Raw genomic sequence first — 15,269 nt, 5'->3', positions numbered from 1 at the left:
AAGCCTTGGTGCAAAGGGTCCTTCGGGACCCTTTTTGCTTTTCTGGCTTTCCACATTCCCGTCAAAACCGGACTGCGCTGCAGTCAGGCCAATGCGCCGGCCGGCCGCTGGCCTCCGGTTGACGGTGCTGGACGGACCCCGGGGCGGCTAGCGCCCCATGAGAACAAATATACGAGACGCATACCGCCCCGGGGCGCCGGTTTTTGGAACTGACCGGCGGCGGGGGATCGCTCGTCCCGTCGCGGCCGGACTGGAACCTGTGGGACAGGCAAAAGCCCCACCCGGCTCACCCGGCCACTGTTCGCCTGCAGGCCGCCGTGCCAGGTGATAGGGAGAGTATGAGGCAGGTTCTGGGGGCGGGGATAAGCCAGGTTGCACGGGAGGTGGATTGCCCGGCTAAACCGGGACAATGACGGGGTGTGAGGACCGGTCTCGCGACGTCCTTCACCATCCGGCTTGTCCGAGTGGTCCATGCGGCAGCACCCACCGCGCGTCACCCTCGGCCTTGAGCCGAGGACTCTTTACTTGACGATGTTGCCCCAGAAATTGCGCCATTCCGATTGTGTCGCCCCATGACGCTGTTGCCGAATCCCGAAGTACAGGGCCCTCGGCTCAAGGCCGAGGGTGACGTCCGGTGGGGGGGGATGAGGAGGAATCCAGTTAGTCCGGAAGCGACCCCATTGCTGTTGATGAGGCATTGCAGCACGTCGCTGCCATGCGGACCACCGCTGGTGGTCGCGCGTACGCGATGCGACACCCTCCCCCTCGCGGGGAGGGATGGGGAGGGGGGTGTTGGACACGGGCCAGCAGTGTGTGGCGCACCCCCACCCATCCTCCCCCGTCAAGGGGGAGGTGCCGCATCCAGTTTGCCGAACTGACCCGTCGTGTCACCACCAGCGCGGCAGCCTCGCTGCCGAATGAGATCCCGATACCTGCGCCCCGTCACCACCGGGCCTGTCCCGGTGGTCCATGGATTGCCGGGACAAGCCCGGCAATGACGATGAACAGAAGGCCGAGAGGAAACCCGACCGCAGCGTCACCATCGGTGGCCACGTTTCATTGCACCACGCTCGATCTGACTCCCTCCCCCTCGCGGGGAGGGTTGGGGTGGGGGGCTGAGGAGCAGGGCGTCAACATCTGCCTCTCAGTGCGCCGCGCACCCACCCAACCTCCCCCCTGCCTCCGGAAGGGGTGCATTGCGCCCGCCGCAGCGGCAGCGAAGCTGCAAAACCTCCCCTCCTCATTCTTCAGGGGGGCTTTTGCAACAAGTGCAGAGCCCTCGGCTCAAGGCCGAGGGTGACGTCCGGTGGGGGGGGGAAATGAGGAGGGATCCGGTTAGTCCGGAGGCGACCCCGTTACGGTCGTGCAGAGCTGGTTTTTTGTATTTCTGAAAGCTGCCCTTTACCGTCTTACCGACAGCCGCGGCAACGCGTCCTTTTACTGACGTCTAGGCCAAGTTTTCGGCTCCACAAAGCCGCCATTGCCGCCCGTTGAATAGATTGCCTAGTAAGCAATTTCCCGTCTTAATGATTGCGGGGGATTACGATGGCGCAGACTGAAGACAAGCAGGAGTTCTCCGTCGCATACGACGGTACCTCTCGAGTTGACGACCACACAATTGATGTTGAGACCTTAGCGCCGGCGCTCCTTGCTATGGGCCGGCTTATTCGAGAAGCCAACACGCAGTTCAACGGTAAGGAGTCGACGGCGAAGGTGCTGGTTGTCTCTGACTTCGAGCACAAGTGCTTCAACGTCAACTTTGAGGTCGTCCTCCAGATATATGAGCAGATTCAGACGCTGCTTGGAGACGACGGCGTCAAATCGGCGAAGGACCTCCTGGAGTGGATCGGCCTCATAGGAACGCCGGTAGTCGGCGCATTGTCCCTGCTTGGCTTCCTCAAGTGGCGAGCGGGCAGAGAGATTATCCAGAAGACCACCGACACCGACAAGGGCATCGTTACGGTCCAAGTGAAAGGCGAGGGCAACTCTGTCCAGATCACGAACAACGTGCTTCACCTATCGGAAAACGTCGCCGCGCTTAAAGCCGTCCGCGATGCTTTGAGTCCTGTCGGCAAGGACGGCTTTGACAACGTCAAAGTCCGGCTGGGAGACAAGGTCGTATCAATGATCGATCAACCCGACGTTGACGCCATCGTTAATTCCGCAGCCGTCGGAATTTCCGAACAGCAAGCGCCCGACGAAACACCACCTGACCCAACACCTAAGGATGCTTGGCTCAGCGTCTACTCACCTGTCTTCGATGAATCCGCCGCGCAGTGGCGCTTCAAGCTCGGCACTGATGTCATTTACGCTGACATTTCCGAAACGACGATAGCCGCAGACGCCTTGGCGCGTGGCGGGGCTAGTCCGAATGATGCTTACAACGTGAAATTGGAGATCACAGAACCGTCAGGGAGTGGGCGCGCTCACTACAAAATTCTGGATGTTCTGCGCTTCGTTCCCGCATCGCCGGCTCTTCAACAAACCAGCTTAGACCTACAGCCGCCAGCGAAAAAGCCGAGGAGGCGAACCGGCAGGTCGCGTTAGATCAAGTCCATCGCCTGTATGTCGGCCTTTAAGCAGACCTACGAGACCTTTGCGGTCTGTATGTGGTCAACTAGCGAACGTTTGCTCATTTGCCAGCTGACCTTGAAACCCACCAGTCCCCTATCCACCCCTATCCAGCCAAACAAAACACCCTCGGGCAGGGCCCGAGGGTGAGGATTTTGAGCGGGACCAGGCACCGCCACCGAGCTGCGCTATGGCCAAGGGGCCAAGCTGCGCTACCTCCCCCGGCAGGGGGAGGTAACGACTGAGGCAGCTACCGGATGGCATTGCCTTCGGCATTGAAAATGTGGGCCTTCTGTGGATCGACATAGGCCGAGATGGCGGCGCCGATTTCCACGCGGCTCTGGCCTTCGAGGACGATGGTGAGCGCCTGGCCATCCCTGGCGGTGGCATAGACCACGGTCTGGCCGCCGAGGTTTTCCACGAGGTCCACTGTCAGTTCGGCGAATTTGACGCCAGAGCCTTCGGTGATGGTGATGTGCTCGGGACGGATGCCGAGCGTGGTGGCACCGGTCACGTCCCGCCCGAGGTGGAGGGCGACGCCGCCGGTCTTGAGGGCACCGTTTTCGACGCTCGTGGTCATGAAATTCATCTTGGGCGAGCCGATGAAGCCGGCCACGAAGAGATTGCGCGGATTGTTGTAGAGCTCGAGCGGCGCGCCGGCCTGCTCGATGACGCCGGAGCGCAGCACCACGATCTTGTCGGCCATGGTCATGGCCTCGACCTGGTCGTGGGTCACGTAGATCATGGTGTTTCCAAGATCATTGTGCAGCTTGGCGATCTCGACGCGCATGGCAACGCGCAGTTCGGCATCGAGGTTGGACAGGGGCTCGTCGAAGAGGAAGATCTTCGGTTCGCGCACGATGGCGCGGCCGATGGCGACGCGCTGGCGCTGGCCGCCCGAGAGCTGCTTGGGCTTGCGCTTCAGGAGCGGCTCGATCTTGAGGATTTCGGCGGCCCGCTGCACGCGCTGGGCGATCTCGGCCTTGGGCATGCGGGCGGTTTCGAGACCGAAGGCCAGGTTCTGGTAGACCGACATATGCGGATAGAGCGCATAGGACTGGAACACCATGGCGATGCCGCGATGGGCGGCCGGCACTTCGTTCATGCGCTGGCCGTCGATCAGGAGGTCACCCCCGGTGATCGGCTCAAGCCCGGCAATCATGCGCAAAAGGGTGGACTTGCCGCAGCCCGAGGGGCCGACAAAGACGGTGAAATCGCCCGGCTCGATGGTGAGGTCCACGCCGTGGATCACCTGCACATCGCCATAGGCCTTCTTGATCTGTCGCAACTGGATGGAGGTTGCCATGGTCTTGTCTCCTGGCGCTTCTAGCGGAACTCGGCCGGCACCCAGCTCTGGTAGAGCGGGTGTTCGGGGCCGAGCGGCAGCACGACTTCGGTATGGGTGGACGAGGAGTGGTAGAAGGCGGTGACCAGTTCCAGCGCCCGACGGCTGTCGGTGCTGGAGACGGGCAGTTCGCCCTTGCCGAAAATGGCATCGTGGTACCGGGCCATCTGGGTCTGGAAGCGGGAGGGTACGTCGTGCCAATTGGCCAGCAGCGCGTCGATCCTGCCCTTGATCTCGTCATTGCGCGGCAGGATCTTCCAGATCTCCTTGCCCGGATTATAGGGGGCGTGGTCGCTCTCGATGGTGACATTCTCGAATTGCAGGCGAATGCGGGTGATCTCGTCCACCGAGCCGAGCGTGGCGGTGAGGCTGGCCAGGGCGCCGGACTTCATTTCGAGCGAGGCGGAAATGGTGTCTTCCACTTCGATCGGATTGACGCGGGTGGCGACGCGGCCGAAGACGCGGGCAATGTCGCCCATGAGATAGGTGAAGATGTCATGCGGATGGATGGCATGGCCCATGAGCACGCCACCGAGCTCGGTCTTCCACTTGCCGCGCCAGGGCACGGCATAATAGGGGGCCTCGCGGCGCCACATGGTTTCCACCGTGCCGCAATAGGCCTTGCCGGCAATGCCGGCGTGGATGATGGCCCTGGCCTGCTCGATGCCATTGCCGAAGCGATACTGGAAGACCGGCATGAGCTTGCCCCTGGCGGTCTTTTCGATCTCCATGATCGCGTCGACATCCTTGAGCGAGCCGACCAGCGGCTTTTCGCACACGACATGCTTGCCCGCTTCGAGGGCGGCCTTGACCATGAAGAAATGCGCGCCCGGCGGAGTGCAGACATCGATGATGTCCACATCGTCCATGGTGAGCAGCTCGTTGAAATCGAGGATGCGGCGCTCGATGCCGAATTCATCGCCGATCTTGTCGAGGCGGGTCTGGTCGAGGTCGCAGAGGGCCACGACCTTGAACTTGTCGGCATTGGGCAGATAGCCCTCGACGATATGCGAGCGGCCGATGCCGCAGCCGACGACGGCGACGTTGAGGACGCGGCTCATTGGCCCCACTCCGTTCCGACTTCGGCCATGGCCTGGGCGCTCAGCGCCAGCTTCATGGCATTATAGCACCGCTCCTGCGGCATGGCCGTCTCGGTGCGGTTCCTGACATCGTCAAGGAACTGGCGGCCGAAGGGCAGATTGACCTTGGAACAGTCGATATGCTGGACGCCCTTTTTATCGACAAGGAAGAGGTGGTTGTCGCCGGGGCGGCCGGCGATGTCGACATATTTACGGAGCTCGATATAGCCCTCGGTGCCCAGGATAGTGAGGCGCCCGTCGCCCCAGGTGGGCAGGCCTTCGGGGGTGAACCAGTCGACACGGATATAGCCGGTGGAGGTGGCGGTGCGCACATGCGCGTCGCCCACATCCTGCAGGCCCGGGCGATTGGGATTGCCGCGATTGGCGACGCTGGCCGAGACCACTTCGCCATCCATGGCGCCCGAGAAGAACAGGAACTGCTCGAACTGGTGGCTGGCAATATCGCAGAGGATCCCGCCATAGCGCTTGCGGGTGAAGAACCAGTCGGGGCGGTTGTTGAGGCGCAGGGAATGGGGGCCGAGGCCGACAGTGTTGACCACCTGGCCGATGGCGCCCGCGGCAATGAGATTGCCCGCTTCGACGGCAGCCGGGACTTCGAAATGCTCGGAATAGAGCACCGAGAAGATGCGGCCGGTTTCCTTCTGCACGCGCTTGATTTCCTCAAGCTGGGCAAAGGTGGTCATGCCCGGCTTGTCGGTGAGCACGTCCTTGCCGGCCCGCATGGCGGCAAGGCAGATCGCGGCCCGGTCGCCGGGAATGGCGGCGGTGACGATGACCTGGATCGAGGCGTCCTCGAGAATGGCAGCCGGGTCGGAGACCCGCTTGGCCTCGGGGAATTTCTCGCCAAAGGTCGTGGCGAGATCATCCTCGATGGCGTGGAAGGCGACGAACTGGGCGCCGGCGCGCTTGAGGCATTCCACCTGCCCGTAGATATGGGCGTGGTTGATGCCGATGGCGGCAAACTTGATATCTGACATTGGACTAACGTTTCATACCGGTCGTGGCGATGCCTTCGATGAGGAACCGCTGGAAGATGAGGAAGAAGACGAAGATTGGCACGAGGCTGAGCACGCTCATTGCAAACAGGCCGCCGAAGTCGCTTTCGCCGCTGGAGTCCACGAAGGTCCTGAGGCCAAGGGTGACGGTGTAGTCCTGCATGCGGTTGAGGAAGATCAGGGGGCCGAAGAAATCGTCCCAGGTCCAGATGAAGGTGAAGATGGCTGCCGTCACCAGCACGGGGACGGAAAGCGGCAGCATGATCTTCCAGTAGATGCGCCAGGGCCCGGCGCCATCCATCATCGCGGCCTCGTCCAGTTCGCGCGGAATGCCGCGGAAGAACTGCACCATGAGGAAGATGAAGAAGGCGTCGACGGCGAGGAATTTCGGCACGACCAGCGGCAGGATGGTGTTGATCCAGCCAAGGTCGCGGAACAGCACATATTGCGGGATGATGGTGACCTGGCCGGGGAGCATCAGGGTCATCATCATCATGGCGAACCAGAAGGTCTTGAACTTGAACTCGAGCCGCGCGAACGCATAGGCCGCCATCGAGCAGGCAATCAGATTGCCGACGATCGAGAGAATGGCGATCACGAACGAGTTCATGAAGAAGACGGAGAAGCTGACGCGCATGGCATTCCAGCCACGAAAATAGGCGTCGATATCCCAGTCGGCGTTCGGCCAGATGCCGGTATTGAAGATCTGGTTGTCGGGCTTGAAGGAAGCCGCCAGCAGCCAGAGCAGCGGATAGAGCATCAGGATCGAGGCGGAGATCAGCGCCGTATGCGCCAGCACCGAGGTGACCCGCTTCCTCAGACGGGCCGCCGGATCGTTTTCGGCGCCCGTCACCACGGTCAATTTGTGTGCATCAGTCGTCATAGTGCACCCAATATTTGGAAGTGAGGAAAGAGAAGGCCGTGAACGCCGCGATCAGGAGCAGGAGGAACCACGCCAGGGCCGATGCATAGCCCATGCGGAAGAAGCTGAAGGCCTCGTTGTAGAGATAGAGCGCGTAGAACAGGGTCGAATTGATGGGCGAGCCGGTGCCGTTCGAGATGATGAAGGCGGGCGTAAAGCTCTGGAAGGCGTTGATGGTCTGGATGATGGCGTTGAAGAACACCACGGGGGTCAGCAGCGGCAGGGTGATCTTCCAGAACTGGCGCCACTTGCCGGCGCCGTCGAGGCTGGCCGCCTCGTACATGTCCTGCGGGATCTGCCTGAGGCCAGCGAGGAAGATGATCATGGGCGAGCCGAACTGCCAGATCGAGAGAATGATCAGCGTCCAGAGCGAGTAATTGGGGTTGGAAATCCAGCTCGGGCCGACAATGCCGAAGACGGACAGGAACTGGTTGACCAGGCCGTCACCGGCAAAAATCTGGCGCCACAGGATGGCAATGGCGACCGAGGCGCCGAGCAGGCTCGGTAGATAGAACAGCGCGCGATAGAGCGGCAGACCCTTCATGCCGCGATTGAGCAGCATGGCGATGGCCAGAGCAAAGGCGAGCTTCAAGGGCACCGAGAACAGCACGAAGGTGAAGGTGACCCGCATGGCCGCCGCGAAATTGCGGTCATTGGTGAACATGCGCTCGTAATTGGCGGTGCCCACCCATTGCGCCGGGGTCAGAAGGTCGAAGTCGGTAAAGCTGAGATAGAAGGAGGTGATCATCGGGCCGACCGTCAGGCCGATGAAACCGATGAGCCAGGGGAGCAGGAAGAGGTAGCCGGGGGCGTGGTTGTGCCACGCCCTCGACCATTTCGTCATGCTGTATGCGGCATTCTGCGGAGCCGCTTCTGCCGCATGCACGGTCATGTTCAGCTGGCCGCGCGTTCGAGAATGGCAGTCGCTTCTGTGACGAAGAACTGGCCGGCATCCTCGGCAGAACGACCGCCGAACGCGACTTCCTGGCTGAGCACGCGCAGCAGCGAGGTGTCGATTTCACCGGCAGCAGCCGGCGGGGAGGGCGGCAGCGGCCCAAGCAGGTCGCCCAGATTGGACACGAAGTTCAGAGCGATCTGGCTCTGTTCGTCGAGCGTCGGGGTGATGGCCTCGCGAACGGCAGCGTTGCAGGGAATGCCACGCTCGACGCCGAGAATCTTGCCCGCTTCCGGGTCGGTGACAAAGTGCCGGATGAAGTCGGCAGCGGCCTGCTGTTCGGCAGCCGTACCACCCACAGAGAAGAACATGGACGGCTTGCGGTAGTGACCGCCGCCGACACCGGCTTCGATGCGCGGATAGGAAGTGATGGTCAGCGTGTCGTCGTTCACCGACTGGTGGATCACGAGCTGGTTGGAGTTGGACGGCAGGAGAGCGGCCTTCTTCATCGCCACCATGCTGGTTTCCGGCGCGCCGGTATCGAGCGCATTGTCTTCGGCCGAGACGATATAGCCCTTTTCACGGAAGCCATTCCACATGGCGAACCATTCGGTGGCATCGGCCTCGTCGAAGCCGAGCTTGCCTTCGGCGGTGTAGAGCGCCTTGCCGCGCTGGCGCAGCCAGTTGTCGAGGAAGGGTTCCGAACCCGAGCCGTCGGACATGGCGGCCATGCCGTTGCCGGCAGCCTTGAAGGCTTCGCCGAGGCGTTCGATGTCGGCATAGGTCCAGGAATTGTCCGGAACAGCTTCGCCGATGGCATCGAATGCGGTCTTGTTGACCAGCATGGCGACGGAGTTGGCGCCCAGCGAAATGCCGTAGAGCTTGCCATTGACCTTGCCGCCTTCGAGCTGGTCGGCGTCGAATTCGCCCAGGTCGCCGATAATGTCGTCGAGCGGGGCAATGGCGTTGCGGGTCGCGTATTCAACGATGAAGCGGTAGTCCATCTGGATGACGTCGGGGGCGGTGCCGCCGGCGGTCTGGGTGGCGAGCTTGGGCCAGTAATCGTTCCAGCTCAGGAATTCGCCTTCCACGCCGGGATTGCCGGCTGCCTCATAGGCATCGGTCACGGCGAAGGTGCGATCGGCGCGGGCCTGGCCGCCCCAGAAGATCAGGCGCAGGGCATTCTGGGCCCAGGCGGGGTTCACGCCCGCAGCAACAGCGGCCGCCAGGGCCGAAGAGCCGAGCAGGAACTGTCGGCGTCCGAGTCGAAGTGTCATGTCTTTCCTCCCATGAACAGTTACCGGTCCCGCCTTGGCGGAACCAGAGTGTGTCCAGCGACCTCCCGTCGCTAAATCACCAACTGGTTACTACGTTAGGGCCTATGGTAGTGTTGTCAATCACCAATAGCCCCGGGTTTTATGCAGGTTCCGGCATATCCCCTTCACAAATAACCAGCCAGTTACGCCATTACCATACAAGTTGCCGTGACGGCAATAACTTGTATGGAAGTTGCTCCGCGACGTCGGACCGCCCTGCCAGACCGGCAGGCATCCGGATCCGATGCCGGGGGGAACTTGGGGCGGCCGGTCTCCTCAGGCGGCTGCCATCTCCTCTCAACGGAAAGACTGGCACAAAAAATCCCGATTGGAAAATTACGAAATTCCGCTGACACTATAGAAACAATCTATAGCCAAGGAAGGGGCAATGCCATGGACAAGCTCTTGTCGCAATTCCTCGCCGTGGCCGATGCCGGCTCGCTGAGCGGCGCGGCCGTAGCACTCTTCATCACCCAGCCAACGCTGAGCTTCAACATGAACAAGCTCGAGCAGACGGTGGGGGCGCCGCTGTTCGATCGCTCCTCGCGCGGCATGCAGCTCACCCGCTATGGCGAGACGCTCTACGAGAATGCGCGGCTGATGCAGCGTCTCTACGACAATACGATCAATGCCATTGCCGACCAGAAACGCGGCAGCGAGCGCGGTGTCAGCATCGGCACCGGCTATTCGTGGTGGACCATGTTCCTGCGCGACATGATCATCGACTACCAGCGCGAATTTCCCAAGGCGCCGGTCCAAGTGAGCCTGGGCAATCAACTGAGGCTGATGGACCAGATGCTCTCGGGCGACATCCTGATGTTTCTCGCCCATGAGATCGACGCCCTCAGCGGCGCCCTGGGCACCGATTTCATCCCCCTGACCCGGGTCTACAACGCCTTCTTCGTGCGTGAGGGCCATCCCCTGCTGGGGCGCCGGCGCGGCCTCGATGAGATCGACACCTATCCCATTGTCCTCAGTTCGCTGGCCGAAAGCCGCCACGAGCGCTTCTTCGATCCCTCGCGGCGGCGCACCCGCGTCGAGACGGTTTTCGACCGCACCACGGTCGCCTTCCGCACCAATTCCCTGGCCGCCTGCGTCGACTACACGCTGGCCACCGATGCCGTGCTCGTTCACACCCATGTGATGCGCGACGATTTCGCCAGGCGAGGACTGGTCGAAGTGGAGCAGCGTGACGAGCCCAAGCGCGCGGTTTCGGGGATCTATGTGCTCAAGGAAAGGCGCGGCGAGGACCGGGTGGAAGACCTGATCGAGCGCATCACCCATGCCGCCCATGCCACCTTGCCAGCCTGGAAACCGCTGGACAGCGAGGCCCGATAGTGCGGCTGTCAGCGGCCCGACAGGGCATTATTCCGCTCCCATTCCGGAAGGTGACATGTTAGCAAATTCGGCATGCAAGCCCCGACGTCCTCTCTCCAAGCCTCCGCCCCCGAACCAGAGCGTCTTGCCGCCGGCGAGCGCGTTGCCGCCCGCCTGAAAGACCAGCTGCGCGGGGCCATCCATACCGACCCGCTGATGACCTATGCGTGGAGCGGCGATGCCAGCTCCTACCGGCTGATCCCGGCCGTGGTGGTGTTCATCAATTCAGAGGACGATGTGCGGGCCGTATTCCGGGCTGCCCGGGCCGAGGGCCTGCCGGTGACCTTCCGTGCCGCCGGCACGTCGCTTTCCGGCCAGGCCGTGACCGATGGCGTTCTCGCCGTCCTGGGCGATGGCTGGCGCAAGCTCGACATTCATCCCGGCGCCGGGCAGATCACGCTCGGACCGGCGGTGATTGTGGCCGAGGCGAACCGGGCGCTGAAACCATTCGACCGCAAGATCGGGCCGGACCCGGCCAGCCAGGCCACCTGCAAGATTGGCGGCGTGGTCAACAACAATTCCTCGGGCATGTGCTGCGGCGTCGCGCAGAACACCTATCACACCATGGCGCGCCTCCGGATCGTGCTGCCCGATGGTACCATGCTCGACAGTGGCGACGCGGCGAGCCGCGACGCCTTCCGCGTGAGCCATGCCGACATGCTGGCGGAGCTGCATCGCCTCCACCACCAGATCGCCGACGATGCCGAGCTCGCCGCGCTGATCCGGCACAAATACCGGATCAAGAACACGGTCGGCTATTCGCTCAATGCCCTGGTCGACTATCACGACCCGCTCGACATCCTCATCCACCTGATGGTGGGTTCGGAAGGCACGCTCGGCTTCGTTTCGGAAGTCACCTACAACACGGTGCCGGAACACCCCTTCAAGGCCACCGGCCTCATCCCCTTCCCCGATCCGCAATCGGCGGGCCGGGCCATCATCGAAATGGCCAATGGCGGCGTGCAGGTGACGACAGGCATTACCGCCGCCGAATATATCGAGCGCAGGGCCCTGGCCACGGTGGAGCACCTCGCCCCCATGGCGCCGCTGTTGCCCTGGCTGACCGATGCTTCACCGGCCGTGCTGATCGACGTGACGGCGCCCGACGAGGCCAGTTTGCTGGCCGAGATCGCCAAGGCCGAGGCCCTCCTGGCCCGGCATGGCGCGACCCATATCGACCTCAGCCGCGACGCCCATCGCAGCCACGCCCTGTGGGACATCCGCAAGGGCTTTTTCACCTCGGCAGGCGCCATGCGCCCCAAGGGCACGATCATGCTCACCGAGGACGTGGCAGCCCCGATCGAAAAGCTCGCCGACTTCGTCGTCGACCTGCGCGACATGCTCGACCATCACGGCTATCAGGACGCGGTCATTTTCGGCCACGCCCTGGCCGGGAACCTGCACTTCCAGATGGGCGACGATTTTTCCAAGCCCGGCGCGGCAGATAAATTCGACCTGTTCAATCGCGAGCTCAGCGACCTCGTGTCGCTGCGCTATGGCGGCTCGCTCAAGGCCGAACACGGCACCGGCCGCGCCATTGCCCCCTTTGTGGAGGCCGAATGGGGCGCCAAGGCCTATGCGATCATGCACCGCATCAAGGCGCTGTTCGACCCCGAGCGCCTGCTCAATCCGGGCGTGCTGCTCAATGACGACCCGAAAATCCATGTCAAGAACCTCAAGGTCATGCCGCTGAGCGACGAGACCGTCGATCTCTGCATCGAATGCGGTTTCTGCGAGCCGGCCTGTCCCAGCCACCACATGACGCTGACACCGCGCCAGCGCATTGCGGTGACGCGCGAGCGGGCGCGCCTCAGGGCCAGCGGCGAAGATCCCGAGCGCCTGGCCCGGCTCGATGCCGACTTCCAGTATGCCGGCATGGATACCTGCGCGGCCTGCAATCTCTGCTCGCTGCGTTGCCCCGTGGGCATCGAGACCGGCACCATGATCCTGGGCGAACGGGCCCGCCGCCGCGGCCCGGTGGCGCACAGGATCGCCCGCGTGGCCGCCGACCATCGCGGCGCCGTCGAAACCATGATGCGTGGCGGCGTGGCCGTCGCCGATGTTGCCCGCACCATTATCCCGGCCCCGGCTGTGGAAGCCATCACCGAGACGGCACGCCGCCTCACCAACAAGCGCGTTCCCCGGGTGTCGCGAGCCCTGCACCATGGCCCGGGTGCGCCAAAAGCCCGGGACAACAGGCAGGACCCGCGCAAGAGCGGCTTTCCGGTGCCGATCGCCCAGACCGGGCGGGAGCAGGTGGTCTATTTTCCGGCCTGCCCCAGCCGCATGTTCGGCGCGCCCAAGACCCGGCATGGCCTGCTCGACACGCCAGCGGCGATGATCGCCCTGCTCGAACGGGCCGGCTATGACGTGGTCGTTCCTGATCAGCTCAACGGCCAGTGCTGCGGCCAGCCCTTTCAATCCAAGGGCTTTCCCGAAGAGGCCGCACGGGTCGGCGGAGCGCTCAAGACAGAGCTATCGCACCTGTCCGATGCGGGGCGCCTGCCCGTGGTCACCGATGCATCCACCTGCGCCAAGCATTTCAAGGAATTTCCGGGCGAGGCAACGGTCGCCGATTCGGCACAGTTCCTGGTCGAACACGTGCTGCCCAGGCTGACCATCACGCAGAAACTGCCGGTCGTGGCGGTGCATCACAATTGCTCGGCGCAGCGCCTGTTCGAGCAGCCGATGACCGAAGCCATTGCCGCGGCCTGCGCGGACAGGGTCGCGGTCCTCTCCTCGATCACCTGCTGCGGCTATGCCGGGGACAAGGGCCTGTTCGTGCCCGAACTCAACGCACATGCGACGCGTCGGGTGGGCAATGACATTCCGGAGGGGTGCGAGCTGGGTGTGTCGACAGCCTCGACCTGCGCCTCGGGACTGACGGAGCGGGCCGATATGCCGTTTGTCGGACTGGCGAGCCTGCTGGAATGGGCGAGCCGTTAGGGCTCGCAAATCAACAGTCACCCCACCCTCATTCCCTCCCTATCAAGGGGAGGGAGGCGCAGGGGGAGCTGCCAATGTTCATCGTCTCCCTCCCCCTTGTGGGGAGGGATAAAGGGTGGGGGTACTTTACTCCGCCGCCGTACGCTCGGCTTCCGGGCGCTGGTCGGTGATGGCCAGGGGTTCGACGGAGACGATCTGGTCGCGCTTGCGATGAATGCGCAGGCGCTTGATGCGGCGACTGTCGGCGGCCAGCACTTCGAATTCGAAGCCATCCAGACCATTGACCCGCTCGCCGCGCTTGGGCACGTGGCCGGCCAGATCGAAGACCAGGCCGCCAATCGTGTCGACGTCCTCGGCATGCTCGCCCGGATCGAAATCGGGGCCGATCAGGGCCTGCACATCCTCGAGTTCGGCGCGGGCATTGGCGACATAGGTATCGGCGCCGACCTTGCGGATCATCGCCGCCTCGGTCTCGTCATGCTCGTCCTCGATCTCGCCAACCACCGCTTCAAGCAGGTCCTCGATGGTCACGAGGCCGTCGGTGCCGCCATATTCATCGACCACGATGGCCATATGGGTGCGGCTGGCCCGCATCGATTGCAGCAGATCGGCAGCCGGCATGAAGGTGGGCACGAACATGGCCGGGCGGGTAATGCCCAGTTTGCCGATCTTCTGGCGCAGGGCCGTCGAGAGCAACTTGACCGGCACATCCTTTTCCGGATCGCTCACCGGCTCGGTGATCTTGGACAGCGCATCCTTGATGTGGACAAAGCCCAGAATATTGTCGAGCCCATCCTCGTAGACCGGCAGGCGCGAATGGCCGACCTGGCGGAAACGGGCGATCAGGGTGCCCAGATTGATGTCCGAGGGCACGGCCTGCATGTCCGAGCGCTCGACCATGACGTCGTCGATCGACACCTTGGAAAGTTTCAGGACGTTCTGCAGGATCAACCGCTCGCTTTCGGAGAAGTCAGCCGTCTCGGCGCTCCCCGTCTCTTCGAGGGCGACCTGCAGGTCATCGCGCAGGGAAACCGTGGTGCGGGCCATCAGGCCCTTGATGCGGTTCCAGAGCGTCGGCCCCCGCGGTGCGGCGGGGGCGGGACTAGAGGGAGGCTCGGGGTTTTCGGCCACCCGGGGGGCCTTGTCTTGGCTATCGTTCATTCATCTCGCGCCGCCGCAATTGACGGCTTCATGTTGTCCAATGGGACGAAAATGCCCCTGGTTTCGAGGGGTTCCCTGAGGGGCTCAGTCTGCATAGGGATCATCGATCCCGAGCCCCGCCAGTATCTGGGTTTCCAGCCCCTCCATTTGAAGGGCTTCTGCCTCATCGAGGTGATCATACCCTAAAATGTGCAGAAAGCCATGCACCATTAGGTGCGTGAAGTGGTCTTCAAGGGTCTTGCCCAGGTCAGCAGCCTCGCGTTCGAGGGTTTCGCGCGCCAGGGTGATGTCGCCCAACAGGCCCGTAACGGGCGCAAAAGGCTCGATCTGGGGGAAGCTCAGGACATTGGTGGAACTGTCTTTTCCCCGCCACTGCGCATTGAGTTCGCGCTGTTCTTCGTCGTCGGTCAGGAGAACCGAAATCTCGGCGGCTCCCTTGATCCTGGGTTTGGCGCCGGCCAGCGCGGCCAGCACGGCCGTTTCGGCCAGGGCGTCGAAATGGTCGGGCCAGCCCTCCGCATTGCGGATGACGGCGATTTCAAGGGGCGGTGTGGTTTTCGGCATTTTTCTATATTGCACGGAGTGATCCCGGCGGAGGCCGGGATCCATATCCAAATCCTGCTGCATCATCCAGATGGCGA

The 15,269-nt window shown here is 62.9% G+C and carries 11 protein-coding genes; 3 read left to right on the top strand and 8 right to left on the bottom strand.

The features are described 5' to 3' along the window. Window positions 1-1,545 precede the first annotated feature (1,545 nt). A complete protein-coding gene (locus MQW79_RS13585; protein WP_476585003.1) occupies window positions 1,546-2,547 on the top strand; it encodes an LAPAL motif-containing putative phage structural protein in 1,002 nt (333 codons plus the stop codon). 274 nt (window positions 2,548-2,821) lie between these two features. Here the strand turns inward: MQW79_RS13585 and MQW79_RS13580 are convergent, their stop codons facing one another. From MQW79_RS13580 to MQW79_RS13555, 6 genes are read right to left on the bottom strand one after another with little or no spacing between them, the layout of a single operon-like run. After that, window positions 2,822-3,877, bottom strand: a complete 1,056-nt coding sequence (locus tag MQW79_RS13580) for an ABC transporter ATP-binding protein (protein WP_476585002.1) — start codon at window positions 3,875-3,877, stop codon at window positions 2,822-2,824. Between the two features lie 20 nt (window positions 3,878-3,897). Continuing rightward, a complete protein-coding gene (locus MQW79_RS13575) occupies window positions 3,898-4,977 on the bottom strand; it encodes a Gfo/Idh/MocA family protein (protein ID WP_476585001.1) in 1,080 nt (359 codons plus the stop codon). Further along, complete coding sequence (locus tag MQW79_RS13570) at window positions 4,974-5,993, bottom strand: Gfo/Idh/MocA family protein (RefSeq protein WP_476585000.1); 1,020 nt, start codon at window positions 5,991-5,993, stop codon at window positions 4,974-4,976. The genes MQW79_RS13575 and MQW79_RS13570 overlap by 4 nt, the downstream gene beginning before the upstream one ends. 4 nt (window positions 5,994-5,997) lie before the next feature. Continuing rightward, the gene (locus tag MQW79_RS13565; protein WP_476584999.1) at window positions 5,998-6,894 is read right to left on the bottom strand and encodes a carbohydrate ABC transporter permease; all 897 of its coding nucleotides are present in this window, start codon (window positions 6,892-6,894) and stop codon (window positions 5,998-6,000) included. Beyond that, on the bottom strand, window positions 6,884-7,777 hold the full coding sequence (locus tag MQW79_RS13560) for a carbohydrate ABC transporter permease (RefSeq protein WP_476584998.1): 894 nt from the start codon (window positions 7,775-7,777) through the stop codon (window positions 6,884-6,886). The genes MQW79_RS13565 and MQW79_RS13560 overlap by 11 nt, the downstream gene beginning before the upstream one ends. Window positions 7,778-7,827: 50 nt before the next feature. After that, window positions 7,828-9,105: an ABC transporter substrate-binding protein gene (locus tag MQW79_RS13555; protein WP_476584997.1), complete on the bottom strand. Its 1,278-nt coding sequence runs from the start codon at window positions 9,103-9,105 to the stop codon at window positions 7,828-7,830. A gap of 432 nt (window positions 9,106-9,537) precedes the next feature. Here MQW79_RS13555 and MQW79_RS13550 point away from each other — a divergent pair, with 432 nt between their 5' ends. Continuing rightward, window positions 9,538-10,482: a LysR family transcriptional regulator gene (locus MQW79_RS13550; protein ID WP_476584996.1), complete on the top strand. Its 945-nt coding sequence runs from the start codon at window positions 9,538-9,540 to the stop codon at window positions 10,480-10,482. Window positions 10,483-10,554: 72 nt separating this feature from the next. Further along, entirely contained in the window at window positions 10,555-13,467 is a 2,913-nt protein-coding gene (locus MQW79_RS13545; RefSeq protein WP_476584995.1) for an FAD-binding and (Fe-S)-binding domain-containing protein, read from the top strand. Between the two features lie 126 nt (window positions 13,468-13,593). Here MQW79_RS13545 and MQW79_RS13540 read toward each other — a convergent pair whose 3' ends face one another. Together MQW79_RS13540 and ybeY are read right to left on the bottom strand one after the other, a co-directional pair. Beyond that, the gene (locus MQW79_RS13540; RefSeq protein ID WP_476584994.1) at window positions 13,594-14,628 is read right to left on the bottom strand and encodes a hemolysin family protein; all 1,035 of its coding nucleotides are present in this window, start codon (window positions 14,626-14,628) and stop codon (window positions 13,594-13,596) included. 84 nt (window positions 14,629-14,712) lie between these two features. Continuing rightward, entirely contained in the window at window positions 14,713-15,192 is a 480-nt protein-coding gene (ybeY, locus tag MQW79_RS13535; protein ID WP_476584993.1) for an rRNA maturation RNase YbeY, read from the bottom strand. Window positions 15,193-15,269: the final 77 nt, after the last annotated feature.

It is taken from the genome of Devosia sp. Micro-HW1 (genome assembly GCF_056341075.1).
Note: the sequence above shows the minus strand (reverse complement) of the source record. Positions and strands in the feature narration are given on the sequence as shown.

What these genes read in the sequence shown, in the direction of transcription:
- MQW79_RS13565 (WP_476584999.1), bottom strand. Translation starts at nt 6,894, where the DNA reads ATGACGACTGATGCACACAAATTGACCGTGGTGACGGGCGCCGAAAAC.
- MQW79_RS13545 (WP_476584995.1), top strand. Translation starts at nt 10,555, where the DNA reads ATGCAAGCCCCGACGTCCTCTCTCCAAGCCTCCGCCCCCGAACCAGAG.
- MQW79_RS13580 (WP_476585002.1), bottom strand. Translation starts at nt 3,877, where the DNA reads ATGGCAACCTCCATCCAGTTGCGACAGATCAAGAAGGCCTATGGCGAT.
- MQW79_RS13575 (WP_476585001.1), bottom strand. Translation starts at nt 4,977, where the DNA reads ATGAGCCGCGTCCTCAACGTCGCCGTCGTCGGCTGCGGCATCGGCCGC.
- ybeY (WP_476584993.1), bottom strand. Translation starts at nt 15,192, where the DNA reads ATGCCGAAAACCACACCGCCCCTTGAAATCGCCGTCATCCGCAATGCG.
- MQW79_RS13550 (WP_476584996.1), top strand. Translation starts at nt 9,538, where the DNA reads ATGGACAAGCTCTTGTCGCAATTCCTCGCCGTGGCCGATGCCGGCTCG.
- MQW79_RS13560 (WP_476584998.1), bottom strand. Translation starts at nt 7,777, where the DNA reads ATGACGAAATGGTCGAGGGCGTGGCACAACCACGCCCCCGGCTACCTC.
- MQW79_RS13585 (WP_476585003.1), top strand. Translation starts at nt 1,546, where the DNA reads ATGGCGCAGACTGAAGACAAGCAGGAGTTCTCCGTCGCATACGACGGT.
- MQW79_RS13555 (WP_476584997.1), bottom strand. Translation starts at nt 9,105, where the DNA reads ATGACACTTCGACTCGGACGCCGACAGTTCCTGCTCGGCTCTTCGGCC.
- MQW79_RS13570 (WP_476585000.1), bottom strand. Translation starts at nt 5,993, where the DNA reads ATGTCAGATATCAAGTTTGCCGCCATCGGCATCAACCACGCCCATATC.
- MQW79_RS13540 (WP_476584994.1), bottom strand. Translation starts at nt 14,628, where the DNA reads ATGAACGATAGCCAAGACAAGGCCCCCCGGGTGGCCGAAAACCCCGAG.